The organism is Enterobacter sp. TMH.L2 (genome assembly GCF_050847315.1).
Classification (GTDB): domain Bacteria; phylum Pseudomonadota; class Gammaproteobacteria; order Enterobacterales; family Enterobacteriaceae; genus Cedecea.
The window spans coordinates 1,647,877-1,672,194 of the sequence record NZ_CP193791.1; the positions used below are offsets into that span (position 1 = coordinate 1,647,877).

Consider the following 24,318-nt stretch of genomic DNA (forward strand, 5'->3'; position numbering starts at 1 on the left):
TTGCTAAAAAAAACAAAAAGGCCGCATTAGCGGCCTTTTTTACATCTGTTCCAGGGCTTATTTATGCCGGGCCCGTAAATTCTCAATCACCGTACTCAAGTCCAAATCCTGATCCTGCAGCAGCACCAGCAGGTGATACATCAAGTCAGAAGCTTCGTTGGTCAGTTCGTGACGATCGTTCACGGTTGCTGCCAGCGCGGTTTCCACGCCTTCTTCGCCTACTTTCTGCGCAATACGCTTGGTGCCGCTGGCGTACAGTTTGGCGGTATAGGAACTGGCGGGATCGGCAGTTTTCCTTGAGGCCAGCAACTGTTCAAGTTCAAACAGGAAAAGCCAGTCGTGGTGAGTATCCCCAAAGCAGCTTGAGGTGCCGAGGTGGCAGGTTGGGCCTATGGGGTTAACTAGCACCAGCAGTGTGTCGTTATCGCAGTCTGGCGCAATACGCACCACGTTCAGGAAATGGCCTGACGTTTCACCTTTAGTCCACAGGCGCTGTTTGGTGCGCGAGAAGAAGGTCACTTTGCCGCTTTCCTGAGTTTTTGCCAACGCGTCCTGGTTCATATAGCCGAGCATCAGGACTTCACCGGACACCGCGTGCTGAACGATAACCGGCATCAGGCCATCGGTTTTTTCCCAGTCCAGCTGGGCTAGCTGTTGTTCTGTTAACACACTCGAATCTCCACGCCTTGCTGAACCAGAAACGCCTTCAGTTCACCAATATTGATAATTTGCTTATGGAACACGGAAGCTGCCAGAGCGCCGTCAACGTCCGCATCGCGGAAGGCCTCATGGAAGTGTTCCATGGTGCCTGCACCACCGGAGGCGATAAGCGGCACGTGACACACTTCACGCACTTTCTTCAGTTGCGTCAGGTCATAGCCGTTACGCACGCCATCCTGGTTCATCATATTCAGGACGATTTCCCCGGCGCCGCGCTTCTGCACTTCCTGCACCCAATCCAGCGTTTCCCACTTTGTTACGCGGGTGCGGCTTTCATCGCCGGTGTATTGATTCACGTGGTATTTGCCGGTTTCTGCGTCAAACCAGGTATCAATGCCGACCACGATGCACTGCACGCCGAAGCGATCCGCCAGGCGAGTGATAAGCTCAGGATCGGCCAGGGCAGGGGAGTTAATGGAAATCTTATCCGCCCCGAACGACAGGATCTGCGCGGCATCCTCCACGGATTTGATCCCACCCGCCACGCAGAAAGGAATATCGATCACTTCCGCCACGCGAGTCACCCAGCTTTTGTCTACCACGCGGCCATCGCTCGAGGCGGTGATATCATAAAACACCAGTTCGTCTGCGCCTTCCTGAGCATAGCGCTGCGCCAGCGGCACGATGTCGCCGATGATTTCGTGATTACGGAATTGCACGCCTTTCACGACCTGGCCGTCACGCACGTCCAGGCAAGGGATTATCCGTTTTGCCAGCATGAAATCGCCTCCTTCACGTTAAATTTACCTTCCAGAAGCGCGCGTCCAACAATCACGCCTTTCACGCCGCTGCCGCGCAGGGCGGCAATATCATCCAGCCCGCCAATACCACCCGAAGCCTGAAAGGCGACCTGCGGGAAGCGGGCACACACTTCCTGATAAAGCTCGACGTTTGAGCCTGCCAGCGTGCCGTCGCGAGAGATGTCGGTGCACAGCACATGCTTCAGGCCAAACGGCAGGAACTCATCGACAAGCTGTTCCAGCGTGGTGCCGGAGGTTTCCTGCCAGCCGCTCACCGCGACCTGTTTGTTACCTTCGGCATCAATACGCACGTCCAGCGCCAGCACCAGAGCATCGGCGCCAAAGCGTTTAAACCAGCGTTGTACCAGTGCCGGAGATTTTACAGCGGTGGAGCCAACAACAACGCGAGCGGCACCCGCATCCAGCAGGGCTTCAACATCCTGCTCGGTACGCACACCGCCGCCAACCTGAACCGGCACGCTCACGCCAGCCAGCAGTTTTTGCAGCAGAGGAATTTGGCGGGCCGCCGGATCTTTAGCCCCGGTCAGGTCAACGAGGTGCAGCACTTCCGCACCCTGAGCCTGATAATCCTGTAAACGCGGAAGCGGATCGCTGCCGTAGTCACGCTGCTGGCCGTAATCTCCCTGATGGAGACGCACCACGTTGCCGTCAATTAAATCAAGAGCCGGAATGATCATCGTCTACATCTCCAGAAAGTTTTTCAGCAGCTGAGCCCCAGCCGCACCGGAACGTTCGGGGTGGAACTGAACGCCCCAGAAATTATCTTTTTGCACCGCCGCGGTGAAGGCTTCACCGTAGTTTGCCTGGGCGATGGTGTTTTCGCAGACCGGCATCGCGTAGCTGTGAACGAAGTAGAAATACGCCCCGTCTTCAATGCCGCGGAACAGGCGGTCGCCCGCCTTCGGGTAAACGCGGTTCCAGCCCATGTGCGGCAGCGGCAGGCCGAAGTCTTTCATCTGCAATACCGGCTGGTCGATAATGCCCAGCATTTCCACGCCGTGGCTTTCGTCACTGCGGCTGCCGAGAAGCTGCATTCCCAGGCAAATACCCAGCACGGGCTGGGTACAGGCTTTAATCAACTCCACTAAATCGCGCTCGATGATTTGGTTCATGGCCGCCTGCGCGGTGCCTACGCCCGGCAGAAAAAGCTTATCGGCGCGCAGCACCACGTCCGGGTCACGGCTGACCAGCGGCTCATAGCCGTGGCGCTGAATGGCCGATTTCACCGAATGCAGGTTGGCGCAGCCCGTGTCGAGGATCACCACGTTCATCAGAGCACTCCTTTCGAGGAGGGGAGCGTATCGCCCTCTACGCGAATCGCCTGGCGCAGGGTGCGGCCAAAGACTTTAAACAGGCTTTCCACGCGGTGGTGATCGTTCTTGCCTTTGGTCTTCAGGTGCAGCGTCACGCCCATGGTGTAAGAGAGCGAGCGGAAGAAGTGTTCCACCATTTCGGTGCTGAGATCGCCCACGCGCTGGTAGTTGAACTCGGCTTTATATTCAAGGTGCGGCCGGCCGGAGATATCCAGCGCGCAGCGGGCGAGGCATTCGTCCATCGGCAGCACAAAGCCAAAGCGGGTGATGCCACGTTTATCGCCCAGCGCCAGCTTAAGCGCTTCGCCCAGCGCCAGGCCGGTATCTTCCACGGTGTGGTGATCGTCGATGTATAAATCGCCTTTCACCGCGATCTCCATGCGGAAGCCGCCGTGGGTGCAGATCTGGTCCAGCATGTGATCAAAGAAACCGACGCCGGTGGCGATCTTGCTGCCGCCTTCACGATCCAGCCACACCTTCACGTCAATCTGCGTTTCTTTGGTGTTGCGCTCCACGTGGGCGTAGCGATCGCGCTTAGTGAGTTTCTCGGCGATTTGCTTCCAGTCCAGGCCATCGCTGTTGTAGCGCAGACCCTGAATGCCCATGTTTGCGGCCAGCTCAATGTCCGTGGCGCGGTCGCCAATCACGTAACTATTGGCTTTATCCAGCGCGCCGTCCTGCAGGTAGCCAGTGACCAGCGCCAGCTTCGGCTTGCGGCAGTCGCAGTTGTCCGCCGGCAGGTGAGGGCAAATCAGCACCTCATCAAAAAGAATGTCCTGTGAGGTCAGCACCTGCATCATCAGGTTGTGCGGGCCGTCGAAATCGGCCTGAGGGAAGCTGGCGGTACCCAGGCCGTCCTGGTTGGTGATCATCACCAGACGGTAACCCGCCTTTTGCAGCTGCAGCAGAGCCGGGATCACCGCAGGCTCAAAGGCGAGTTTCTCCATGCGGTCGACCTGGTAATCGCTCGGTGGCTCGGAAATCAGGGTCCCGTCGCGGTCAATAAAAAGTACTTTCTGGCTCATTTGCTCTCCGTGGCCTGCAGGCCGGGTTGCTGACGCAGCGCCTCAATGGCGCGCTGGCACTCTTCTCGCGTGCCGATGCTGATGCGCAGGCAGCCGCTTAACGTCGGTTGTTTATTCTGGTCACGTAAGATAATGCCCTGATCCCACAGTGATTTAAAGACTGCGCTGGAGGCGGTCATTCTGGCGATGACGTAGTTGGTTTCGCTGTCGAAAACCTGCTCAACGCAAGGGACGCTTTTCAGCTCATTGATCAGATACTGGCGATTAAGTAGCACTTCGGCCACGCGCTCACGCATCGCGTTGATGCCCTGCGGGCTTAGCGCCTGGGCGGCGATGTCAGCTACCGGTGTAGAAAGCGGGTAAGGGGCGATGACTTTTAGCAGCAGGTTAATCACTTCCTCATTCGCCAGCGTAAATCCGCAGCGCAGGCCTGCAAGCGCAAATGCTTTGGAGAGCGTCCGCAGCACGACCAGGTTGGGATATTCCTGAAGCCAGCCTGCCAGCGTCGCCTGGGGGCAAAACTCGATATAGGCTTCATCGGCAACGACCAGCGCTTTATCGCGGGTCATTTCCAGCAGCGCGCGCAGATCCTGCGGATTAATCAACTGGCCGGTTGGGTTGTTTGGGCTGCAAACATAAACAACTTTTACGCCGTCGAGCTTCTCTGCAATCGCCGGAAGATCCAGTTGCCAGTTATCCAGCGTGGCCACGGTGCGGCACTCTACGCCAAAGGTTTCGGCACTGACGGTGTACATGCCGTAGGTCGGCGGACAATAGAGAATCGCGTCTTTGCCCGGTTCGCAGAACGCGCGAATCAGCAGTTCGATACCTTCATCCGCGCCGCGGCTCACCAAAACCTGCTCAGGCTTCACGCCTGCGTAGCTGGCATAGTTGGCGATGACCTGCTTTGGCTGGCACTCCGGGTAGCGGTTCAGCGTCTGCGCGGTTAACTGGAACTCTACCGGCGTCGGGTATTCGTTGGCGTTCAGCCAGACGTCACCGTTCCCGCCCAGGCGGCGGGCAGACTGATAAGGGGTCAGGGCGCGAACGTTGGCGCGGGCTAACTCTTCGAGGCTCATGCTTGCTCCTTCAGGGCGGCTACGCGGAGGGTAACGGCGTTTTTGTGGGCGGTCAGCTGCTCGGCGGCGGCCAGGGTTTCAATGGTTTTTGCCAGAGAAGCAAAACCCTGCGGAGACAGCTCCTGCACGGTCATGCGCTTCTGGAAGTCCGCCAGCCCGAGGCTTGAGCAGGTGGAGGTGTAACCGTAGGTCGGCAGGACGTGGTTTGTCCCGGAGGCATAATCCCCGGCGGATTCCGGCGACCAGTCGCCCAGAAATACCGAGCCTGCGCTGGTAATATCGTCCACCAGTTCACGGGCGTTGCGGGTCTGAATGATCAGATGCTCTGGACCGTATTGGTTGGAAATCTCAATGCACTGCGCTAAATCACGGGCAACAATTAAGCGACTGCTTTCCAGCGCTTTGCGTGCGGTTTCTGCGCGCGGCAGGGCGGCAAGCTGGCGCTCAACGGCATCGGCAACGGCCAGGGCCATGGTGCTGTCTGGGGTCAGCAGAACCACCTGAGAATCCGGGCCGTGTTCCGCCTGAGAAAGCAGGTCGGAGGCGACAAAATCAGGCGTGGCGCCGCTGTCGGCGATCACCAGCACTTCCGATGGGCCAGCAGGCATATCAATAGCTGCGCCGTCGAGACGCTGACTGACCTGGCGCTTTGCTTCGGTGACGAAGGCGTTGCCAGGCCCAAAAATCTTGTCCACTTTCGGAATGCTTTCTGTGCCTAGCGCCAGCGCGGCAATAGCCTGGGCGCCGCCGACCTGAAACACTTCCTGTACGCCGCAAAGCTGGGCCGCGTAGAGAATCTCATCGGCAATTGGTGGCGGGGAGCAAAGGACGACTTTTTTGCAGCCAGCAATGCGGGCAGGCGTGGCCAGCATCAGCACGGTGGAGAACAGCGGGGCGGATCCACCGGGAATGTACAGGCCCACGGAGGCTACAGGGCGAGTCACCTGCTGGCAGCGCACGCCGGGCATGGTTTCCACATCCACCGGGGCAAGCTGCTGCGCGAGGTGGAATTTTTCGATGTTAGCGACGGCCACGGCCATCGCCTCTTTAATCTCGCTGCCGAGTCTCGCGACGGCTTCATCGATTTGCTGCTGAGTGACCTGCAGCTGCTTCACTTCAGTTTTATCGAACTTCGCGCTGTATTCACGCAGGGCGGCATCGCCGTTGCTTTTAACGTTGTTCAGGATTTCCGCCACGGTGCGAGTGATGCTGTCCGAAGCGGAGATAGCCGGGCGCATTAGCAGCGCGCGTCGCGCGCCTTCGTCGCAGGCGTTCCAGTTAATCAGCGTGTTGAAGTTGCTCATCACATCACTCCATCATCTTCTCAATCGGCAGCACCAGAATGGAACTGGCACCCAGCGCCTTCAGTTTTTCCATGGTTTCCCAGAACAGCGTTTCGCTGCTCACCATGTGCATCGCCACGCGCTGCTGATCGCCGGCCAGCGGCAGAATGGTTGGACGCTCGGCGCCCGGCAGCAGGGCAATCACTTCATCCAGGCGCTCGGTTGGCGCGTGCATCATGATGTATTTGGACTCGCGAGCCTGAATCACGCCCTGGATACGGGTCAGCAGTTTGTCGATCAGCTGCTGCTTGGCTGCCGGCATTTCGCCGTCACGCTGGATCAGGCAGGCTTTGGAGCGGTAGATAACTTCGACTTCACGCAGCCCGTTGGCTTCAAGGGTTGCGCCGGTAGACACCAGGTCGCAGATGGCATCGGCCAGACCGGCGCGTGGGGCCACCTCCACCGAGCCGTTCAGCAGGCAGGATTTAAACTGCACGCCTTTCTGGTCGAGGTAGCGCTTCAGCAGGTGCGGGTAAGAGGTCGCAATGCGTTTGTTGTTGAGGCTGGCCGGGCCATCCCACGGCTCGTCTACGGCGGTGGCCAACGACAGGCGGCAGCCGCCAAAGTCCAGGCGACGCAGCGTGTAATAACGCGGATCTTCGCCCTGGGCGCGGCGCGTCAGCAGCTCTTCTTCGAGCACGTTTTCACCGATGATGCCGAGGTCCACGACGCCGTCCATCACCAGCCCTGGAATGTCGTCATCACGCACGCGCAGGATGTCGATGGGCATGTTTTCGGCCAGCGCAATCAGGCGTTGGGTGTGCAGGTTAATTTTTATGCCGCAGCGGGCGAGTAATTCGCGTGAATCATCGCTAAGACGGCCAGATTTCTGCATAGCTATGCGTAAACGGTTGTTGTCGGTCATCGGTAGTTACCCCTTATCAATTCCTGTCTGACGCCCAATAAAAAAGCCCCCGGAAGATATCTTCCGGGGGCTTTTTCTCGCGTTCACGCACCACTGGAAGATCTTTTCGTCTCCCAGCACCAATCGCCTGAAAGACTAGTCAGGGTGATGGTGATGATGGTGGTTTTTAAACTGAGCGCGTGTCATAAAATTCTCGTATGAATGACTATTCATTATGTGCCAATTAACGTAAACCAGATGACGCACCGAGCGCAAGGGGTTTTTTCCTCGCTGATTAATATTCTGTAAGGCTGAGGGAATTGTCAGTTCTGCCCGGGTGGCGTAGCCTTAACGGAGAGCTAAATTCACTCTTCAGAAGATAATGCTGCAAGGTCAGGAGACAAGGCATGAAAAGGGTCGCAATAGTCGGGTTGGGGTGGTTGGGTATGCCGCTGGCGCTCTCATTGTCAGCGCGCGGTTATCAGGTTACCGGCAGCAAAACCACGCTGGATGGCGTAGAAGCAGCTCGCATGTGCGGGATCGAAAGTTATCAGTTGAATCTGCAGCCGGAACTGGTTTGCGACAGTGAAGACCTGGAAGCGCTGCTGAACGTTGACGCGTTAGTGGTGACGCTGCCCGCCCGTCGCACTGGAGAAGGCGATGATTTTTATCTGCAGGCGGTGCAGGAAATAGTCGACAGCGCGCTGGCGCATTCCGTGCCGCGCATTATTTTTACCAGCTCGACCTCCGTGTATGGGGAAGGCGAGGGTAGCGTAAAAGAGACGTCCCCGCTTAAACCTGTCACCGCCAGCGGGAAAGTGCTTAAAGAGCTGGAAGACTGGCTGCACAAACTCCCGGGGACGTCCGTGGATATCCTCCGCCTAGCGGGGCTGGTGGGGCCGGAACGCCATCCTGGGCGTTTTTTAGCGGGGAAAAGGGACGTGGCAAACGGGCAGCATGGCGTAAATCTCGTGCATCTGGAAGATGTGATTTCGGCCATCACGCTGCTGCTTCAGGCACCTAAAGGCGGGCGAGTCTATAATCTTTGTGCTCCGGCCCACCCAACGCGGGAAGAATTCTATTCGCTTATGGCGCGGCAAATTGGCCTTGAGGCCCCGTCGTTCCGTAAAGACGCGGCAACCGGCCACGGTAAGCTGATTGACGGCAGCCGCATCTGTAATGAGCTAGGCTTCGACTATCAATATCCTAATCCGCTGCTTATGCCTATGCAGTAAATTCAGCCGCACATCCGGGAGTGAATATGAAACCTTTGCTGGAGGTCCTGATCATTCTCGATGCGCTGGATAAAGAGGGGAGTTTTGCTGCGGCGGCGGCAAAGCTCTTTAAAACCCCTTCGGCGCTGAGCTACAGCGTGCAAAAGCTGGAAAGCGACCTCAATATTCAAATCCTCGACCGCAGCGGCCACCGGGCGCGCTTTACGCGAACCGGCCAGCTCCTGCTGGAAAAAGGCAGGGAAATTCTGCATTCGGTACGCGAGCTGGAAAAGCAGGCGATCAAACTCCAGCAGGGCTGGGAACACGAACTCACCATCGGCGTGGACAACGCCTTTCCCTTTTCCCTGCTGACGCCCTTAATCGAGGCGTTCTATCAAAGCTACAGCGTAACGCGGCTAAAATTTATCAACGATGTGCTTGGCGGCTCGTGGGAAGCGCTCACGGAAGGGCGGGCGGACATTATTGTCGGGGCGATGAGCGAGCCGCCTTCGCTGAGCGGTTTTGGCTTTACGCTTCTGGGCCGGCTGGAGATCGTCTTTGTTGTCGCCCCACATCATTCGCTGGCGAAAGCGGAGGAGCCACTGCCCAGACGGCTGGTTAAGCAGTCCCGGGCGGTGGTCGTCGGAGATACCTCCAGAATCGAGTCCGCCCGAGCGCTGCATTTGCTTGAAGAGCAGGAGGCGATCACCGTGTTTGATTTCAAAACCAAGCTCGAGCTGCAAATCAGCGGCATTGGCTGCGGGTATATGCCGCGCTATATGGCGCAGCGCTATATTGAGAGTGGTGCGCTGGTGGAAAAACAGGTTGCGGGGCAGGTGCCTTATGTACCGGTTTGGATTGGCTGGAATGAGCAAACGGCCGGGCTTGCCAGCGAATGGTGGCGAGAAAAAATCGTCGCCGACCCGCATATCGCCCAGGTGTATATGCCAGTAGAAAAATAGTGCCTTTTTGACTGGCGGAATTTTACTAACCTGGCTATGTTGAATGGCAGTCAGGCAGTGCGTTATGGCAGCGATGTGCCGGAACGGGATTATCTTCTTCTGCCGTGCTGGATGTGGGAGTTTTTACTTCCGCCAGGCGCTGAAAAAGAAATTGCCAAAGATGGCTTTAACATCTTGTCATTGTGCCTTCGTATGGTGCAAAATACGCGGCCTGCAAAAGAGAAAACTAACCGACGTTTAAGAGACGTCGGTTATTTTTTTGCAATCAATTAAGTCAGACAAACGGCATTTGCCAAAAAAACCAAGAGGCCGGGCTTCGTACCGGATAGATACTAGCTTTTAAAAAACGACAGTCGTGTCGCCGAGGAAATTAAGATGGGGCAGATTTTTGCTTTTGCGCAGGCTTTCTCCACTGAGGGAAACAACCATGTCGCTTAACGTCACCGCAGGTGCAAACACCCGCCCAGGTCTGCGTAAGACCCTGACGCTGGTACCGGTAGTCATGATGGGCCTTGCCTACATGCAGCCGATGACCTTGTTTGATACTTTCGGTATTGTTTCCGGGATGACCGATGGCCATGTGCCGACGGCTTATGCCTTTGCTCTGGTGGCGATCCTGTTCACCGCGCTGAGCTATGGCAAGCTGGTGCGTCGTTTCCCGTCTGCGGGTTCCGCTTATACCTACGCCCAAAAATCCATTAACCCGCTAGTCGGTTTTATGGTGGGCTGGTCGTCGCTGCTGGACTACCTGTTCGCGCCGATGATTAACATCCTGCTGGCAAAAATCTACTTTGAAGCGCTGGTGCCTGAGGTGCCGTCGTGGATCTTCGTGGTCGTGCTGGTCGGCTTTATGACCGTTTCTAACCTGCGCAGCGTTAAAACTGTCGCCAACTTCAACAGCATCATCGTTATCCTGCAGATTCTGCTGATTGCGGTAATCATGGGAATGGTGGTGTACGGCGTTGCGGGCGGTGAAGGTGCGGGTACGCTGACAAGCAGCAAGCCGTTCTGGTCTGAGAACGCGCATATTGTGCCGATGATTACCGGCGCGACAATCCTGTGCTTCTCGTTTACCGGGTTTGACGGCATCAGCAACCTGTCTGAAGAGACCAAGAACGCCGAGCGTGTGATTCCGCGCGCTATCTTCCTGACCGCGCTGATTGGTGGCCTGATCTTCATCGTCTCCACCTATTTCCTGCAGCTGTACTTCCCGGATATCTCTCGCTTCAAGGATCCGGATGCGTCTCAGCCGGAAATCATGCTGTTTGTGGCGGGTAAAGCCTTCCAGGTTGGCGCGCTGATCTTCTCCACCATTACCGTACTGGCTTCCGGTATGGCCGCGCACACTGGCGTTTCCCGCCTGATGTACGTGATGGGCCGTGACGGCGTGTTCCCGAACCGCTTCTTTGGTTATATTCATCCGAAATGGCGTACCCCGGCGTTCAACGTGCTGCTGGTGGGCGCAGTTGCGCTGATGGCTATCGACTTTGACCTGGTTACCGCCACCGCGCTGATTAACTTCGGTGCACTGGTTGCCTTTACCTTCGTTAACCTGTCGGTTATCTCGCAGTTCTGGATCCGCGAAAAGCGCAACAAGACGTTCAAAGATCACCTGAACTTCCTGGTTCTGCCGACGATTGGTGCCCTGACCGTGGGTGCGCTGTGGATTAACCTGGAACAAAGCTCGATGATTCTCGGCCTGATTTGGGGTGCGATCGGCCTGATTTACGTGGCCTGCGTGACCCGCAGCTTCCGTAACCCGGTGCCTCAGTACAACGAAGACATCGCTTAATCCGTTTCGAAGCAATAAAAATGGCTCCCAAAGGGAGCCATTTTTTTGTCTGTCGAAAGGGTTAACCAACCAGATACTGAGCGTATTCAAACAGGGCTTTCAGCAGCGCCATTTTCTCTTTATCCCCTTCATGCTGGTTATACAGCGCTTCCAGCTCAAGAGCATAGGCCTGCAGGGCTTCCTGGGAAAGCACGTCCCGGCGATACTGCAGCCAGCGGTTCTGCTCATCTTCGCTTAACGTGCCCGGCCAGTTGCGCGCGCGGTAGTTGAACAACAGCTTCTCAATGCGCTTATCGGCAAAGGTGATATCCAGCGCCGGCAGATTCTGCGGGTCGGTTTGCAGCACGATGCGCATTGCAGCACGGTCGGCGTCACTAAAGAAGCCGTTGTAAAGCTGGGCATCGACGTTATCGGAAGGCACAAATGGCTCGGCTTCGGCAAACAGCGCCACCACCTTCTCACGCACTTCCGGGTGTTCGCGCAGTACTTTCAGGTTATCAAGGCATTGCTGGCGGTTAATGCCGAGGCGTTCAGCATCTTCCGGGCGCAGGGTGTTGGCGACGGCCAGCACCGGACATTTATTCAGATGCACCAGCTTGATCGGCACCGCTGCGTTATCACCCAGTTCAGCTTTGGGTGTGTACAGGCGTTCACGCAGGGTGGCGGCATCCAGCGCCAGCAGCGGCGAGATATCCCCGGCCAGGTCGACCATTATCACCGCATTGCGGTTGTCCGGGTGCCAGGCCAGCGGCGCTATCCAACTGGTATTGCCGCGCTGGGCGCCGAACATGCCGGATACATGGACCAGCGGCTTCATCTGCGGGATATCAATCAGCGTCTGTAACTTCTGCTTTGAGCGATGGCTGTAGAGATACTCAAACAGGCGCGGCTGGCGGGTTTTCACTAGCTGAGCCATCGCGATGGTGGCGTAAACGTCTGACATCGCATCGTGTGCGTTAGCGTGTTCAATGCCGTTGGCTTTGGTCAGGTGCTCAAGGCGGAAGCTCGGCAGCCCGTCCTCATTTTCCGGCCAGACAATGCCTTCGGGACGCAGGGCGTAACAGGCGCGCATCACGTCGAGCAAATCCCAGCGGGAATTGTCGTTCTGCCAGCTCCAGGCATACGGATCGTAAAAATTACGGTAAAAAATATTCCGCGTCACTTCATCGTCGAAGCGCACGTTGTTGTATCCCACCACGCAAGTCTTTGGCACCGTGAAGATGTCGTGAATACGCTTCGCGAAGGCCGCTTCGTTCTCGCCGTGCGCCAGCGCCTGCTGGGGCGTAATGCCGGTGATCATCACGGCTTCAGGCTGGGGCAGGTAGTCATCCGCAGGCTTGCAGTAAAACACTTCCGGTTCGCCAATAACGTTAAATTCGCTGTCGGTGCGAATCGCGGCAAACTGGGCCGGTCTGTCCAGCGAAGGGCTTTTGCCGAAGGTTTCGTAATCGTGAAACAGAAAGGTAGCAAGTGAGGCAGAATCGGACACAGAGGTTACCATTGAGCTAGTTATCATCAGACTCAATGGTAAACCATCTGCCGGCGCATCAGAAGGAAAAGCGCGTTTAAGATACGGACCTTTCGGACTTCATTTTCGCCCCGCTAAGCAACTGTTTACCCAGCGCGATGCCGCGTTTTTCAACCTTGTGGTAAAGCGCAACGGCAATCAGCCAGACGGTGGGCAGCGCGATGGCCGTGACTATCAGGAAACGCATCAGCGAAGGCTGATGGGCAAAACCGGTGTAGCGGACGAGCAGGCCGATGGTGGGGAGGACAATCATCAGGTGTAGCAGGTACACCGAATAAGAGACATCCCCCAGAAACAGGCTAAACCGACAGGTGAGCAGCTTGCGAGGCGCCGCCGTGATTCGGCGCAGACGATTTTCTTTGTCAGGCTGCCAGAGCAGCAGCGTCATGCCGGTAATCATCATGCACTCTGCCACCAGCCGCAGATGGGTTTCGGCGATATGCATCTGCCAGGCAATGACCGGGGCGAGCAGCGCCAGCGCGCAATAGCGCAGGTTTTTTTGCATTACCGCGTGGGATATCAGCATTCCGGCGATAAACAGCGGCAGTTTTATCAGGATCATCGACGGCATAGGAAAGGCGTTGAAGTAGTCCGGGAAGAGCCAGCGGGCCGCCAGGCAAACCACCATCAGCAGCGTCGCGCTAAGCGTAAACCCGTAGCGCATCACCAGCAGCATAATGAACGGGAACAGCAGATAAAACTGCATCTCCAGCCCAATGCTCCAGTCTGGCAACACGGTGCGGAAGGACCAGGCCGGTAAGAGGCCAAAAATAAACGTCAGATGGCTGAAAATATTCATTGCGGAGTGGTCGGCATAGCGGCTGCTTGCGGTGGCGGTTGTCGGCCAGGCGCTGGCGATAATATCGCGCATTTCGCCGAACCAGCTGCCAAAAATCAGCGCAACGACCAGCAGCAAATAATAGAGCGGGGCGATGCGAAAGAAGCGGCGTAGCCAGAATTTGCGAAAGGTATCCGGGCTATTCCACGGCTCTTTTTCCCGACGCTCCTGATAATTTTTTGCCATCAAATACCCTGACAGCAAAATAAATAAATCGACCCCCATTCCTGGATCATAAAGAAGAGGAATGCGGCACTGCACCAGCAGGCAAATGTGGCCGAGCAAAACCCAAAGCGAGGCCAGCCCTCGCAGCCCCTCCAGCTCAGGAGACCAGCGTTTACTTTCCACCATACGATGACCTTTATGCGTGTATTCTTCGGTCAGAGTAAAAATGAATCAGCGCTGCCACAATCAGAATGTCACGCAAACATGGAATATCGGAATAAACGCAGTGTGATGTCCGGGGGAATATATTTAGTACAAATATCATTCATTATTATTGCTAAATATGAAATGTCATATTTTCTTGCAATTTAAAGAAGCAAATTAACAAGAACTCCCGTAAAACGAGCCGCTGTAAATTAAGTCTTTGAGGAAAATCCGTTGAAAACCCGCCTGCTTGTTGCCCTGAGCTTTTTGTCCCTTTCCGTCAATGCTGCCTATGCTGATGATATTTTCCCCCATCAGCCGCAGCCGCCTCAGGTAGAAGCCGGCGCATGGGTACTGATGGATTACACCACCGGGCAGGTGCTGACCGCAGGCAATGAACACGTCCAGCGTAACCCGGCCAGCCTGACAAAACTGATGACCGGCTATGTCGTTGACCGCGCAATCGACAGTAAACGTATTACCCCGGACGACGTCGTCACAGTGGGGAAAGATGCCTGGGCAAAAGGTAACCCGGTGTTTGACGGGTCATCGCTGATGTTCATTAAGCCAGGAGATCGGGTGACCGTGCGCGATCTCAGCCGCGGGTTGATTATTGATTCCGGCAACGATGCCTGCGTTGCGCTGGCAGATTATGTTGCCGGGGGACAAAAGCAGTTTGTCGCCATGATGAACCACTACGTCGACCAGCTTGGCCTGCACGATACTCATTTTGAAACCGTGCATGGCCTGGACGCGCCGGGGCAGCACAGCTCCGCCTATGATCTTGCCGTGCTGTCCCGCGCTATCATCCACGGTGAACCCCAGTTCTACCATATGTACAGCGAGCGCAGTCTCACCTGGAACGGGATTACCCAGCAAAACCGCAACGGCCTGTTGTGGGATAAATCCCTGAATGTGGATGGCCTGAAAACGGGGCATACCGAAACGGCAGGGTTTAACATTATTGCCTCCAGCGTGCTGGGCCAGCGCCGCCTGATTGCGGTGATTATGGGCGGCCTTAGCTCAAAAGGGCGTGAAGAGCAGGCCCGCAAGCTGCTGCACTGGGGGCAGGATAATTTCGACACCGTGCAGGTCTTGCAAAAAGGCAAACCTATCGGCAGCGAGCACATCTGGTACGGCGACAAGGCCAATATCAATGTGGGCCCGGACCAGGACGTCTTCCTCGCGCTGCCTAAATCGGAAGTGCCGAACATCAAAGCAAAGTATGTGCTGAGCAAGCAGGATATGGAGGCGCCGCTGGCTGCCAATACGCAGGTGGGCGAGATCCAGCTGTTTGATGGCGACAAGCTTATCTCCCACTGGCCGCTAGTGAACCTCACGCCGGTGGAGAAGGGCGGGCTGTTTTCGCGTCTCGGCGACTTTATCAGCCGCAAGCTTTAACCCTTTGTCTTGTTGATGAACCGCGCGATTTGCGCGGTTTTTTTGTCGCCATTTCCTGCGAGGTTGCTCCCAAATCTGGCAGCTTGTGCCCCACCTTTAAAAAATATAGTGTATAAATGTACAGTGTATTTATTCATCAGCGTGGAGGCAGTATGACATTCAAAGTTCAGCATGTTCCGGCGCGTAAAGTGGCCGGTTTTCATCTGGTCGGGCCGTGGGAAACCACGGTTCCGCAAGGGTTTGGCCAACTGGCCATGTGGGCGAAAACCCACAGCCTGCATGGCGACTGGCTGGCCATTTACTATGATGACCCCGATGTTGTTCCGCCAGAAAAGCTGCGCGTGGACACGGTGCTGGGCGTACCTGAAGAGTTCAAACTACCGGAAAACAGCGAAGGCGTTATCATCACGGCTATTGAGGCAGATACTTACGCCATCGGGCATGCCATCGTAAAAAACGAAGCATTCCAGGAAGCCTGGGAAACCTTCTTTGACCAGGTAGAGGCTGATGGTGACTATCAGTTAACCGGCAAACCCTGTTACGAAATCTATCTCAACGACGGCTCGGCGTCCGGCGTATGGGAAATTGATATGTATATTCCGGTCGCTAAAGTCTGACAGGAGCTCGCCATGACGGAAGCTATCGCAGGATTAAACGTGTTATTCATCGCCGGGTATGGCCCCGTTACGCGCGACGTGGCGGCAAGTGCCGGGTTTTATCAGCAGGTGCTCGGTCTGCCGCTAAAAGCGATGGAAGGCAACGAGGACTATCTGGCAACGGAACACGGTGAGCTGGATGGCGTGAAGCATTTTGCGCTCTGGCCGCTCGCTCAGGCGGCACAGTCCTGCTTCGGCGTGGACGGTTGGCCCGAGCACATTGTCGCGCCCCAAAGCTGGGTCGAATTTGAAGTAGAAGATGTCGGGCAGGCAACAGCGGTGCTAAAGCAGGCCGGGTATCAGATGCTGGTGGATAACCGTATCGAGCCCTGGGGGCAAACGGTGTCACGTATGCTCAGTCCTGAAGGGCTGCTGGTTGGCGTGACCGTTACGCCCTGGCTGCGCTAGCTGGCTTGAATCCGGGCGGCAGTCTGCCGCCCATTTCTGATATTCAGCAAAGAAATGTGAAATATTCCGCGTAAAAGCCCCGCCGCACCCGGCAACATGATTTCTTTGTGAGAAAAACGGGTACAATTTCTTTTTTATTTTCGGAGAGCCGGGTGTGCGCCCCGACAAATCACTGACCCCGTTTGAGATCCGTATTTACCGCAACTATCGCGTTGCCCACGGCATACGTATCGCCCTTGCTTTTGTGCTGACATTTGTTCTGGTTCGCCTGCTGAACATCCCCGAAGGCACCTGGCCGCTTATCACACTGGTGGTGGTAATGGGCCCCATTTCCTTTTGGGGGAACGTTGTTCCGCGCGCCTTCCAGCGTATCGGTGGCACCATTTTTGGCGCGGCCATCGGACTGATAGCCCTTAAGCTGGAGCTTATTTCCTTACCGCTGATGATCATCTGGTGCGGGCTGGCGATGTTCCTGTGCGGCTATCTGGCGCTGGGTAAACGTCCCTACCAGGCGCTGCTTATCGGCATCACGCTCTCCGTGGTTGTTGGGGCGCCGCCGGGGGATATGGAAGTTGCTCTGTGGCGCAGCGGCGACGTTATCTTCGGCTCGCTTCTGGCCATGCTGTTTACCAGCGTTTACCCACAGCGGGCGTTTATTCACTGGCGTATCCAGATGGCGACCTTCGTGCAGGCGTTTAGCAAAATCTACACTGCGGGGTTCTCGCCAAACCTTGTGGAGCGCCCACGGCTGGAAAAACCGTTGCAGAAAATCCTGAATGACGTGGTCAAGATGCGCGCCCTGATTGGCCCCGCGGGTAAGGAAACCCGCATTCAGAAGTCAGTCTTTGAGGCGATTCAGACCATTAATCGCAACATGGTCTGCACCCTTGAGCTGCAAATCAACGCCTATTGGGCGACGCGGGAAAGCCATTTTGTGATGATCAACGCTCATACGCTGCGCGACACGCAGCAAATGACGCAGCGCACACTGTCGGCCATTGCAACGGCGCTGTATGAAGGGAACCCTTCGCCCATCTCAGCCAACACCGAGAAACTGAATGAGATCGTTTTTGAACTTCGCCAGTTGATGGAGGAGGGCAAGGGCAGTCAGCTGCAGGAAACGCCTATTCACGGCTACGTCTGGCTTAGCCTTGAACTGGCCCGCCAGCTTGAGCTGCTGTCGCACCTCATTTGCCGCGCACTGCGCAAATAGCGCGCGTAAAGCACAGAAATGACAATGCTTGTTTCGATTCAGCAGAAATTGAGGTTAAGATAGGGCAAGCCCGTTAGTGAGACTGACAAAAAATTGTAATCGTCAACCGCTACTACTAAGGTTATGGCGGTTGTCTTAACGAATCCGAGTACCAATTTAGCAGGGGTGTAAAAATGGAAAATATCAAACCTACCTTCCAGGACGTTCTGGAGTTTGTTCGTCTGTTCCGTCGTAAAAACAAACTGCAGCGTGAAATTCAGGACGTAGAGAAAAAGATCCGTGACAACCAAAAGCGCGTGCTGCTGCTTGATAACCTGAGCGACTACATCAAGCCAGGCATGAGCATCGAAGCGGTGCAGGGTATCATTGCCAGCATGAAAACCGACTACGAAGACCGCGTGGATGACTACATCATCAAAAACGCCGAGCTGTCTAAAGAGCGTCGCGAGATCTCTAAGAAGCTGAAAGTGATGGGCGAGCAGAAAGTGGCTGACACCAAGTCTGAATAACTTCAGCGATAAAAAAACCGCCTTCAGGGCGGTTTTTTTATGCCTCGTTCACCATCACCCGCAGTAGGGTTTCCAGCAGTCCGGGGAACCGAGCATCCAGATCTTCACGCCTCAGCGAAATCAAATTTTCACGTCCCTGAGGGCGCTGCCAGATTACGCCGCTATCGCGCAGAACCCGCCAGTGGTGGGTCATGGTCGACTTCGCCACATCCTGAATTAAAGCGCCACAGGTAAGCTCTTCCCCCCCGGCAAGCGATCTGACGATCCCCATCCGCAAAGGGTTGCCCAGCGCAAAAAGCACATTTTCAAGGCGGATTTGTTCTCGTTCCGGATGGTTGGCGATCATACTCTTCCTGTAGGCGGTGGCGGCACGGCGGCCGGCTACTATAGCAAACTTGATAGCAAACTTGATGCCCTTCGAATGTATTGATATTAACGATAGCTCAAATTGTTCGAATATACTCGTACAATTGTACTATGCTGATGGCGAACAACTCTGGCGGCCATAGTGGCCGTCGCTTAACAGTCAACAAGACTAAGGACACATCATGCCCCGACCCATCCCTCTCGAACGCTATCGCAACATTGGTATTTCAGCCCATATTGATGCCGGTAAAACAACCACGACCGAACGTATTTTGTTTTACACCGGCATGAGCCACAAACTGGGTGAAGTTCACGATGGCGCAGCAACGACAGACTGGATGGCTCAGGAGCAAGAGCGCGGTATTACCATTACGTCCGCCGCGGTGAGCTGCTTCTGGCCGGGTATGGATCGCGGCTTTGAACCGCACCGTATCAACATCATAGACACGCCGGGACACGTGGACTTCACCATTGAGGTGGAGCGATCCATGCGTGTGCTGGACGGCGCAGTAATGGTTTACGACTCAGTGGGCGGCGTGCAGCCGCAGTCAGAAACCGTTTGGCGGCAGGCTAATAAATACCGCGTGCCGCGGCTGGCCTTCGTTAACAAAATGGACCGCCCGGGCGCTGATTTCTTCCGTGTGGTGCAGATGATGATTGACCGCCTGAAAGCCAATCCTGTTCCCATCGTCATCCCGGTCGGGGCAGAAGACAGCTTCACTGGCGTGGTAGATCTCATCAAAATGCGGGCCATTATCTGGGACGATGCGACCCAGGGCATGACGTTCAGCTATGGGCCTGTGCCGCAGGATTTGCTGCAGACTGCACAACTGTGGCGCGAAAAAATGGTCTCTGCGGCGGCGGAAGCTAGCGATGAGCTAATGGATAAATACCTGGAAACCGGCGATCTGAGCGAAGCGGAAATTATTACCGGCCTGCGCAAGCGCACCATTTCCGGGGAAATTCAGCCGATGCTGTGCGGCAGCGCGTTTAAAAACAAAGGTGTGCAGCGCATGCTGGATGCGGTGGTAGAGCTGATGCCGTCTCCGCTCGACATTCCTGCCATTGACGGCGTGGATGAAAAGGGGGAACACGCGGAACGCCATCCCAGTGATGATGAACCCTTCTCGGCGCTCGCTTTCAAGCTGATGACCGACCCGTATGTTGGGCAACTGACCTTTATCCGTGTTTATTCCGGCGTGCTGAAAAAAGGCGATTCGGTTTACAACCCGGTGAAAGGCAAAAAGGAGCGTATCGGACGTATTGTGCAGATGCATGCGAACGACCGCCACGAGGTGGATGAGCTGCGTGCCGGGGATATCGCCGCCTGCGTAGGGCTGAAAGACGTCACCACTGGCGATACGTTAACCGACCCGAATGCGGCGATCACGCTTGAGCGAATGGAGTTCCCTGAGCCGGTTATTTCCCTCGCTATCGAGCCGAAGACCAAGGCCGACCAGGAGAAAATGGGTATCGCGCTGCAGCGTTTAGCGGCGGAAGATCCCTCTTTCCGCCTGCATACGGACGAAGAATCCGGCCAGACGATCATCTCCGGCATGGGCGAGCTTCACCTGGAAATCATCGTCGACCGCATGAAACGTGAGTTTGGCGTGGAAGCGAACATTGGCCGGCCACAGGTCACCTACCGCGAAACGATCCGTAAAACGGCGAAAGACGTGGAAGGGAAATTTGTGCGGCAGTCAGGCGGTAAAGGCCAGTATGGACATGTAGTGCTGACGCTCGAACCGCTTGAGCCGGGCAAAGGCTTTGTGTTTGAAGATGCCACCAAAGGGGGCGTAGTACCACGCGAGTTCATTCCTTCTGTGGAAAAAGGTCTGCGTGAGGCGATGAATACAGGTGTGCTCGCCGGTTACCCTGTGGTGGACGTCAAAGCCACGCTGACCTTCGGCTCTTACCATGACGTCGACTCTTCGGAAATGGCGTTCAGGATGGCGGCGATCTTCGGTTTCAAGGACGCCGTGCGCAAAGCGGATCCGGTTATTCTGGAGCCTATCATGCACGTCGAAGTGGAAACGCCGGAAGACTACGCCGGTAACATTATGGGCGACCTCTCTTCCCGCCGCGGCATGGTGCAGGGCATGGAAGAACGCTTTGGCAGCCAGATTATTCGGGCCGATGTCCCGCTGGCAGAGATGTTTGGTTATTCCACCACGCTGCGCTCAATGTCTCAGGGCAGGGCGACCTACAGCATGGAGTTCCATCATTATGCCGAAGCGCCGCGTAACGTGGCCGACGACATTATTGCCAGCCGTAAATCATAATTAGTCAGCCAGGGTGGATGGGGTTTTCTCATCCACCTTTCACCTGAGCAAATTTACGAGTCCGTTTCCAGTGAGGCTGCAACTCGCTGAACGTCATTATTCATTTCCGAATCTCTCTCGACGACTCACCCAAGGCCAAATGATTAACTTGGTCTTTGCTCACACAATCGGCACATAGGCTTGTTCCTATATAGTATTTAACCTATATTGCGGAGGGCGATGTGTGGTCGATTAAAATGACGGATACGTTTGATGCCTGGGTTACGGCGTCAGATGACATGACCAAAGCCTGCGTTATGGCAGGGGTTGTACTGCTCAAAGAGAGAGGGCCTTTACTCGGACGGCCTTATGCCGATACGGTAAAAGGGTCGCAGTACTCCAACATGAAAGAGCTGCGAATTCAGTGCCGGGGTGAGCCCCTCAGGATCTTTTTTGCTTTTGATATAAAACGCTGTGCCATCCTGCTCTGTGCGGGAAATAAAGCAGGGAACGAGAAGCGTTTTTATAACGTCATGGTGCCATTAGCAGACAACGAGTTTCGGGCGCATTTACAGCAGTTAACGGAAAAGGAGCAAATAGAATGGGTCGAACGTTAGAACAATGGATGGCCGAAGAAAAACCCGAAGTGGTGGCCACCGCGCAGGCCATGGCCGACGAAATGCTGCTGAATATCCACCTGGCCGAACTTCGTGACAAAGTCAGAAAAACGCAGACTGAGATGGCGCAGAAGCTGGGCGTGAAGCAGCCCACCGTTGCCGAAATGGAAAAAAAAGGCCGCGACATCAAGCTTTCTTCCCTCAAGCGTTACGTTGAGGCGGCCGGGGGTAAGGTTAAGCTGGATATCGAGCTGCCGGACGGGACGCATTTCAACATCGCGCTTTAAGGCTGCTGGGGCGGTTTTCACCGCCCGCTCCGGCTTAAGCCTGCGCCGTTTCCTGTAAATGTCGCCATAACACTTTCTCGCCCTCGCGGCGGAAAATAACCGTAGACCAGCGCACGGTGCTGGAGCTGTTCAGCGTTTGCGTTTCGCGGTAAAGCACGGCGGCACCCTGCGGCCATTCGTCAAGCAACTGGAGGCTATCGACCTCAATCGCCAGCCCTTCGCGGCTGCCGCCGCTGGTACGGAAAAAGCTGCAAAGTGCCGGATAATCCAGCCTTGCGCCGCTCAGCGCGACCATTGAATAGTCGTGAGTAAAGCATGCCAGCAGCGCTTCCAGCTCCCCCTTGCCCGCACCAAGCCATTGCTCAATGGCAACATGGGCCTCAATCACTTCTTCAAACCAGATATTCATTGCTCAGAGTTCCTTTTGGGTCAGTTGATTTTTAATCTGCTGATTGTTGAGCCGCCAGGCGTAAACCAGCGGGGCAAGCGTCCCGGCGGCGGCAAGGCTAAAAGTGAAAAAATAAGCGCGAGGGGCGGGCATCAGCGCCTGTAAAACAGTCAACAGCAGGCTCAGTAGCGCCACGCCAAAGCAAAAGCTTAACTGGCGATTAATATTCCACAGTGCGCTCGCTTCCGGCATAGCCTCCGAAGGGATGGCGATAAAAGCGGTGCTCTGCGCTGTGCTGCTGGAAAGACTTCCCCCCAGGCCCATCAACGCGTAAGCGGCTACCAGCCACGAGGCTTGCTCGCCGGAGTTGATTTGTGTGAGCAGCAAAATCCCTGCGGCCTGAAATATGCCCCCGGCGGCGATCAGTGGGCGAGGGCCGAGGCGATTAAACATCTTGCCGGTAAATGAAATCGCGACAAAAGAGGCCATCGCCCACGGCAGCATCAACATTCCGGTTTGAGTGGCAGACAGGCCCAACTGCGTTTGCAGATAGACAATGCTGACCAGGCTGGTGCCCATAAAAATCCCCGGAATGCACTGGTAAACCAGCATGGCGTAACGCAGCAGAGGATCTGCCAGCAGCGGCAGGCTGAACAACGGGGTCGGATGTTTGCCATTCCGGCGAATAAAAAACCAAAGAATAAGCATGCCAGCGATGAGCCAAACTAATGCCGCGCCATGAGCCGCCGGGTTTCCGGCCTGCGTGACGCCCAGCAAAATAGCGAATAGCCCCGCCGATCCCAGCATTAGACCTTTAACGTCCAGCGGCCTGCGGGCAGTTTGTTGCTCTGCAGGTTTTAGCCAAAATCCCGCCAGAACGAGTGTCAGCAGCGCCAGCGGCAGGCTGGAGAGAAATATCCAGCGCCAGCCAAAAGATTCCACCAGCAATCCACCTGCGGTTGGCGAAAGCGCCGGAGCCAGCAGCGCAACCAGCATAATTGCCGAGGAAAGCTTTGCCCGCTCGTGCACCGCGAAAAGCTGCCAGGTCAGGGCCTGGCCAACAGGGATGAGCAGCCCGCCTCCCACGCCCTGCAGAATACGTGCGGCGACCAGCGTTTCAAGGCCGGGAGCCAGGCCGGAAGCCAGCGTGCCGAGAGAGAAAAGCCCCAAAGAAAGCATAAACAGGCGCCTGGCACCCAGCCGCTGCGTCAGCCACGCGCTGCAGGGGATAACCAGCGTCAGGCCGCAAAGATAGCCGTGGCTTATCCACGCCAGCTCGGTGACCGGCGAGTGAAACTCCCTCCCCATTTCAGGCCAGGCAACGTTGGCGATAAACATAGTGATTAAGTCGAGAAAAAAACCGAGCAGATAAACGGCGGCAACCCTGTAGCGATAAGGCATGGCGGCTCTCGTGAAAAAGAAAAGGCGATTTCAGCAGGTTCCGCGAGACGGATAAATCCCGTTCCGGCTGATACACTGTCAAAAATAATTTGATAATCAGGCGAATTGGCATGCTCAACTTGCAGCGGGTGGCGCAGTTTGTTGCGGTGGTGGAGGCCGGGGGATTTACCGCGGCAGCGCAATCCATGCAGCAAACGAAAGCGGCGATCAGCTTTAACGTTCGTCAGCTTGAGGCGGAACTTGGCGTTTCGCTGCTTGTACGCTCCACGCGGCGCGTGGCGTTAACCCAGGCGGGGGAAGTGTTTTACCAGCGCGCTCTGCAGCTGTTAAGGGAGAGCGAAGCGCTGGTGGAAGATGTGCAGGGGCATCACGGCGGATTTTCTGGCGAACTGAGTATTTCGACAACGCCGGAATACGGCCAGGCAAAGGTTATCCCGGCGCTAAGTGCCTTTGGCAGGCTGCATCCGGGGCTGACCATCCGGCACGAATCTTCATCTGCCCCGGCTAATCTCATCTCCGGGCAGTTTGACGTGGCTATTCGCCTGGGCAAGCTGGCGGATTCGTCCTACCGCGCGGCGCTGATAGAGCGGTTCGAGATTGTAGCGGTTGCCGCGCCGCAGTGGCTTGAGCGTAACCCGGTTGGCAGTCTGGAGGCGCTGGCCGAAGCGGAATGGGTCATTCATCGTCGGCTGCCGACCCCCAGAGAATGGCAGGTCATTGGGCCTGACCAGGAAACGAGGGAGTTAACGATCACCGGGCCGGCCCGCTTTATGACCGACACGGCGGCGGCGCTCATGGCTTTTGTGGTTCAGGGCTGCGGCGTAGGTTTATTGCCCGAATGGCTGGTGCGTAGTGCGATAGGGCGCGATGAACTTCAGCATGTGCTACCGGAATACCGTTTCCCATCCCAGGGCATTTATGCGGTTTACCCGAACACGAAGCATGTTCCGGCGAAGGTGCGTGCGCTGATAGACTTTTTGCAGGAGTGGGAAAATAACAGGCCCGCTTAGCGGGCCTGTTTTT

Annotated in this window: 28 protein-coding genes and 1 other annotated feature; of the genes, 14 read left to right on the forward strand and 14 right to left on the reverse strand. The window is 56.0% G+C overall.

Features of this window, described 5'->3' with window-relative positions; all coding sequences use genetic code 11:
* Positions 1–57: 57 nt before the first annotated feature.
* From hisIE to hisL, 9 genes are all read right to left on the reverse strand, one after another.
* Entirely contained in the window at positions 58–669 is a 612-nt protein-coding gene (gene hisIE, locus ACREYP_RS07815) for a bifunctional phosphoribosyl-AMP cyclohydrolase/phosphoribosyl-ATP diphosphatase HisIE (RefSeq protein WP_008455044.1), read from the reverse strand.
* Positions 663–1,439, reverse strand: coding sequence for an imidazole glycerol phosphate synthase subunit HisF (gene hisF / locus ACREYP_RS07820; RefSeq protein WP_213712473.1), 777 nt, complete (start codon positions 1,437–1,439; stop codon positions 663–665). The genes hisIE and hisF overlap by 7 nt, the downstream gene beginning before the upstream one ends.
* Entirely contained in the window at positions 1,421–2,158 is a 738-nt protein-coding gene (gene hisA, locus ACREYP_RS07825; protein WP_008455040.1) for a 1-(5-phosphoribosyl)-5-[(5-phosphoribosylamino)methylideneamino]imidazole-4-carboxamide isomerase, read from the reverse strand. Before hisA ends, hisF begins: the two co-directional genes overlap by 19 nt.
* 3 nt (positions 2,159–2,161) lie before the next feature.
* Positions 2,162–2,752 carry an imidazole glycerol phosphate synthase subunit HisH gene (hisH, locus tag ACREYP_RS07830; protein ID WP_039295104.1) on the reverse strand — a complete coding sequence of 197 codons (591 nt, stop codon included), beginning with the start codon at positions 2,750–2,752 and terminating at the stop codon, positions 2,162–2,164.
* Positions 2,752–3,819 (reverse strand): bifunctional histidinol-phosphatase/imidazoleglycerol-phosphate dehydratase HisB, encoded by a 1,068-nt coding sequence (gene hisB, locus ACREYP_RS07835; RefSeq protein ID WP_498881245.1) that lies wholly within the window; start codon positions 3,817–3,819, stop codon positions 2,752–2,754. Before hisB ends, hisH begins: the two co-directional genes overlap by 1 nt.
* Positions 3,816–4,898 (reverse strand): histidinol-phosphate transaminase, encoded by a 1,083-nt coding sequence (gene hisC, locus ACREYP_RS07840; RefSeq protein WP_498881246.1) that lies wholly within the window; start codon positions 4,896–4,898, stop codon positions 3,816–3,818. Before hisC ends, hisB begins: the two co-directional genes overlap by 4 nt.
* Entirely contained in the window at positions 4,895–6,202 is a 1,308-nt protein-coding gene (gene hisD / locus ACREYP_RS07845) for a histidinol dehydrogenase (RefSeq protein WP_498881247.1), read from the reverse strand. The genes hisC and hisD overlap by 4 nt, the downstream gene beginning before the upstream one ends.
* A gap of 4 nt (positions 6,203–6,206) precedes the next feature.
* Positions 6,207–7,106 (reverse strand): ATP phosphoribosyltransferase, encoded by a 900-nt coding sequence (hisG, locus tag ACREYP_RS07850; RefSeq protein WP_008455029.1) that lies wholly within the window; start codon positions 7,104–7,106, stop codon positions 6,207–6,209.
* A 37-nt stretch (positions 7,107–7,143) separates the two neighbouring features.
* Positions 7,144–7,266: a sequence feature (His leader region), on the reverse strand.
* Complete coding sequence (gene hisL / locus ACREYP_RS07855) at positions 7,242–7,292, reverse strand: his operon leader peptide (RefSeq protein WP_126358378.1); 51 nt, start codon at positions 7,290–7,292, stop codon at positions 7,242–7,244. It overlaps the preceding feature by 25 nt.
* Before the next feature lie 200 nt (positions 7,293–7,492).
* Between hisL and ACREYP_RS07860 the strand changes: the two genes are divergently transcribed.
* The 5 genes from ACREYP_RS07860 to ACREYP_RS07880 all read left to right on the forward strand — a co-directional run bounded on the left by ACREYP_RS07860 (position 7,493) and on the right by ACREYP_RS07880 (position 11,053).
* Positions 7,493–8,320 (forward strand): SDR family oxidoreductase, encoded by an 828-nt coding sequence (locus ACREYP_RS07860; protein WP_008455027.1) that lies wholly within the window; start codon positions 7,493–7,495, stop codon positions 8,318–8,320.
* A gap of 26 nt (positions 8,321–8,346) precedes the next feature.
* The gene (locus ACREYP_RS07865; RefSeq protein ID WP_008455025.1) at positions 8,347–9,261 is read left to right on the forward strand and encodes a LysR substrate-binding domain-containing protein; all 915 of its coding nucleotides are present in this window, start codon (positions 8,347–8,349) and stop codon (positions 9,259–9,261) included.
* A gap of 36 nt (positions 9,262–9,297) precedes the next feature.
* On the forward strand, positions 9,298–9,534 hold the full coding sequence (locus tag ACREYP_RS07870) for a hypothetical protein (protein ID WP_166991324.1): 237 nt from the start codon (positions 9,298–9,300) through the stop codon (positions 9,532–9,534).
* A gap of 102 nt (positions 9,535–9,636) precedes the next feature.
* A complete protein-coding gene (locus tag ACREYP_RS07875) occupies positions 9,637–9,699 on the forward strand; it encodes a hypothetical protein (RefSeq protein WP_494493252.1) in 63 nt (20 codons plus the stop codon).
* On the forward strand, positions 9,689–11,053 hold the full coding sequence (locus tag ACREYP_RS07880) for an APC family permease (protein ID WP_166872643.1): 1,365 nt from the start codon (positions 9,689–9,691) through the stop codon (positions 11,051–11,053). The genes ACREYP_RS07875 and ACREYP_RS07880 overlap by 11 nt, the downstream gene beginning before the upstream one ends.
* A 61-nt stretch (positions 11,054–11,114) precedes the next feature.
* Here the strand turns inward: ACREYP_RS07880 and sbcB are convergent, their stop codons facing one another.
* A complete protein-coding gene (gene sbcB / locus ACREYP_RS07885; protein WP_336817994.1) occupies positions 11,115–12,542 on the reverse strand; it encodes an exodeoxyribonuclease I in 1,428 nt (475 codons plus the stop codon).
* A gap of 76 nt (positions 12,543–12,618) precedes the next feature.
* Complete coding sequence (locus ACREYP_RS07890; RefSeq protein ID WP_336817995.1) at positions 12,619–13,770, reverse strand: acyltransferase family protein; 1,152 nt, start codon at positions 13,768–13,770, stop codon at positions 12,619–12,621.
* A gap of 252 nt (positions 13,771–14,022) precedes the next feature.
* Between ACREYP_RS07890 and dacD the strand changes: the two genes are divergently transcribed.
* The 5 genes from dacD (at position 14,023) to ACREYP_RS07915 (ending at position 17,975) form a co-directional block, all read left to right on the forward strand.
* A complete protein-coding gene (gene dacD / locus ACREYP_RS07895) occupies positions 14,023–15,189 on the forward strand; it encodes a serine-type D-Ala-D-Ala carboxypeptidase DacD (protein WP_166872653.1) in 1,167 nt (388 codons plus the stop codon).
* A 152-nt stretch (positions 15,190–15,341) separates the two neighbouring features.
* Entirely contained in the window at positions 15,342–15,806 is a 465-nt protein-coding gene (sbmC, locus tag ACREYP_RS07900; protein ID WP_008455013.1) for a DNA gyrase inhibitor SbmC, read from the forward strand.
* Positions 15,807–15,818: 12 nt separating this feature from the next.
* Positions 15,819–16,253: a VOC family protein gene (locus ACREYP_RS07905; RefSeq protein ID WP_008455011.1), complete on the forward strand. Its 435-nt coding sequence runs from the start codon at positions 15,819–15,821 to the stop codon at positions 16,251–16,253.
* A 154-nt stretch (positions 16,254–16,407) separates the two neighbouring features.
* Positions 16,408–17,466: an FUSC family protein gene (locus tag ACREYP_RS07910; protein WP_008455009.1), complete on the forward strand. Its 1,059-nt coding sequence runs from the start codon at positions 16,408–16,410 to the stop codon at positions 17,464–17,466.
* Positions 17,467–17,639: 173 nt separating this feature from the next.
* On the forward strand, positions 17,640–17,975 hold the full coding sequence (locus ACREYP_RS07915; protein ID WP_008455006.1) for a DUF496 family protein: 336 nt from the start codon (positions 17,640–17,642) through the stop codon (positions 17,973–17,975).
* 37 nt (positions 17,976–18,012) lie between these two features.
* Here the strand turns inward: ACREYP_RS07915 and ACREYP_RS07920 are convergent, their stop codons facing one another.
* Entirely contained in the window at positions 18,013–18,321 is a 309-nt protein-coding gene (locus ACREYP_RS07920; protein WP_008455004.1) for an ArsR/SmtB family transcription factor, read from the reverse strand.
* A 202-nt stretch (positions 18,322–18,523) separates the two neighbouring features.
* On the opposite strand from ACREYP_RS07920, the gene fusA reads away from it, so the two are divergent.
* The 3 genes from fusA to proR all read left to right on the forward strand — a co-directional run bounded on the left by fusA (position 18,524) and on the right by proR (position 21,506).
* On the forward strand, positions 18,524–20,623 hold the full coding sequence (gene fusA, locus ACREYP_RS07925; protein ID WP_008455002.1) for an elongation factor G: 2,100 nt from the start codon (positions 18,524–18,526) through the stop codon (positions 20,621–20,623).
* Positions 20,624–20,844: 221 nt separating this feature from the next.
* Positions 20,845–21,219 carry a type II toxin-antitoxin system RelE/ParE family toxin gene (locus tag ACREYP_RS07930; RefSeq protein ID WP_008455001.1) on the forward strand — a complete coding sequence of 125 codons (375 nt, stop codon included), beginning with the start codon at positions 20,845–20,847 and terminating at the stop codon, positions 21,217–21,219.
* The gene (proR, locus tag ACREYP_RS07935; protein WP_336817996.1) at positions 21,204–21,506 is read left to right on the forward strand and encodes a transcriptional regulator ProR; all 303 of its coding nucleotides are present in this window, start codon (positions 21,204–21,206) and stop codon (positions 21,504–21,506) included. Before ACREYP_RS07930 ends, proR begins: the two co-directional genes overlap by 16 nt.
* Before the next feature lie 34 nt (positions 21,507–21,540).
* Here proR and ACREYP_RS07940 read toward each other — a convergent pair whose 3' ends face one another.
* Together ACREYP_RS07940 and ACREYP_RS07945 are read right to left on the reverse strand one after the other, a co-directional pair.
* A complete protein-coding gene (locus ACREYP_RS07940) occupies positions 21,541–21,915 on the reverse strand; it encodes a DUF4440 domain-containing protein (protein ID WP_336817997.1) in 375 nt (124 codons plus the stop codon).
* A gap of 3 nt (positions 21,916–21,918) precedes the next feature.
* Positions 21,919–23,295: an MFS transporter gene (locus ACREYP_RS07945; protein ID WP_336817998.1), complete on the reverse strand. Its 1,377-nt coding sequence runs from the start codon at positions 23,293–23,295 to the stop codon at positions 21,919–21,921.
* A gap of 110 nt (positions 23,296–23,405) precedes the next feature.
* Here ACREYP_RS07945 and ACREYP_RS07950 point away from each other — a divergent pair, with 110 nt between their 5' ends.
* Positions 23,406–24,305 carry a LysR family transcriptional regulator gene (locus ACREYP_RS07950; RefSeq protein ID WP_336817999.1) on the forward strand — a complete coding sequence of 300 codons (900 nt, stop codon included), beginning with the start codon at positions 23,406–23,408 and terminating at the stop codon, positions 24,303–24,305.
* Positions 24,306–24,318: the final 13 nt, after the last annotated feature.

Coding starts and splice junctions, on each gene's coding strand:
- ACREYP_RS07915 (WP_008455006.1), top strand. CDS start 17,640: ATGGAAAATATCAAACCTACCTTCCAGGACGTTCTGGAGTTTGTTCGT.
- sbmC (WP_008455013.1), top strand. CDS start 15,342: ATGACATTCAAAGTTCAGCATGTTCCGGCGCGTAAAGTGGCCGGTTTT.
- ACREYP_RS07880 (WP_166872643.1), top strand. CDS start 9,689: ATGTCGCTTAACGTCACCGCAGGTGCAAACACCCGCCCAGGTCTGCGT.
- fusA (WP_008455002.1), top strand. CDS start 18,524: ATGCCCCGACCCATCCCTCTCGAACGCTATCGCAACATTGGTATTTCA.
- hisH (WP_039295104.1), bottom strand. CDS start 2,752: ATGAACGTGGTGATCCTCGACACGGGCTGCGCCAACCTGCATTCGGTG.
- ACREYP_RS07920 (WP_008455004.1), bottom strand. CDS start 18,321: ATGATCGCCAACCATCCGGAACGAGAACAAATCCGCCTTGAAAATGTG.
- hisD (WP_498881247.1), bottom strand. CDS start 6,202: ATGAGCAACTTCAACACGCTGATTAACTGGAACGCCTGCGACGAAGGC.
- hisA (WP_008455040.1), bottom strand. CDS start 2,158: ATGATCATTCCGGCTCTTGATTTAATTGACGGCAACGTGGTGCGTCTC.
- hisC (WP_498881246.1), bottom strand. CDS start 4,898: ATGAGCCTCGAAGAGTTAGCCCGCGCCAACGTTCGCGCCCTGACCCCT.
- hisB (WP_498881245.1), bottom strand. CDS start 3,819: ATGAGCCAGAAAGTACTTTTTATTGACCGCGACGGGACCCTGATTTCC.
- proR (WP_336817996.1), top strand. CDS start 21,204: ATGGGTCGAACGTTAGAACAATGGATGGCCGAAGAAAAACCCGAAGTG.
- ACREYP_RS07860 (WP_008455027.1), top strand. CDS start 7,493: ATGAAAAGGGTCGCAATAGTCGGGTTGGGGTGGTTGGGTATGCCGCTG.
- ACREYP_RS07865 (WP_008455025.1), top strand. CDS start 8,347: ATGAAACCTTTGCTGGAGGTCCTGATCATTCTCGATGCGCTGGATAAA.
- ACREYP_RS07870 (WP_166991324.1), top strand. CDS start 9,298: ATGTTGAATGGCAGTCAGGCAGTGCGTTATGGCAGCGATGTGCCGGAA.
- hisG (WP_008455029.1), bottom strand. CDS start 7,106: ATGACCGACAACAACCGTTTACGCATAGCTATGCAGAAATCTGGCCGT.
- hisF (WP_213712473.1), bottom strand. CDS start 1,439: ATGCTGGCAAAACGGATAATCCCTTGCCTGGACGTGCGTGACGGCCAG.
- ACREYP_RS07890 (WP_336817995.1), bottom strand. CDS start 13,770: ATGGTGGAAAGTAAACGCTGGTCTCCTGAGCTGGAGGGGCTGCGAGGG.
- ACREYP_RS07945 (WP_336817998.1), bottom strand. CDS start 23,295: ATGCCTTATCGCTACAGGGTTGCCGCCGTTTATCTGCTCGGTTTTTTT.
- ACREYP_RS07940 (WP_336817997.1), bottom strand. CDS start 21,915: ATGAATATCTGGTTTGAAGAAGTGATTGAGGCCCATGTTGCCATTGAG.
- ACREYP_RS07905 (WP_008455011.1), top strand. CDS start 15,819: ATGACGGAAGCTATCGCAGGATTAAACGTGTTATTCATCGCCGGGTAT.
- ACREYP_RS07950 (WP_336817999.1), top strand. CDS start 23,406: ATGCTCAACTTGCAGCGGGTGGCGCAGTTTGTTGCGGTGGTGGAGGCC.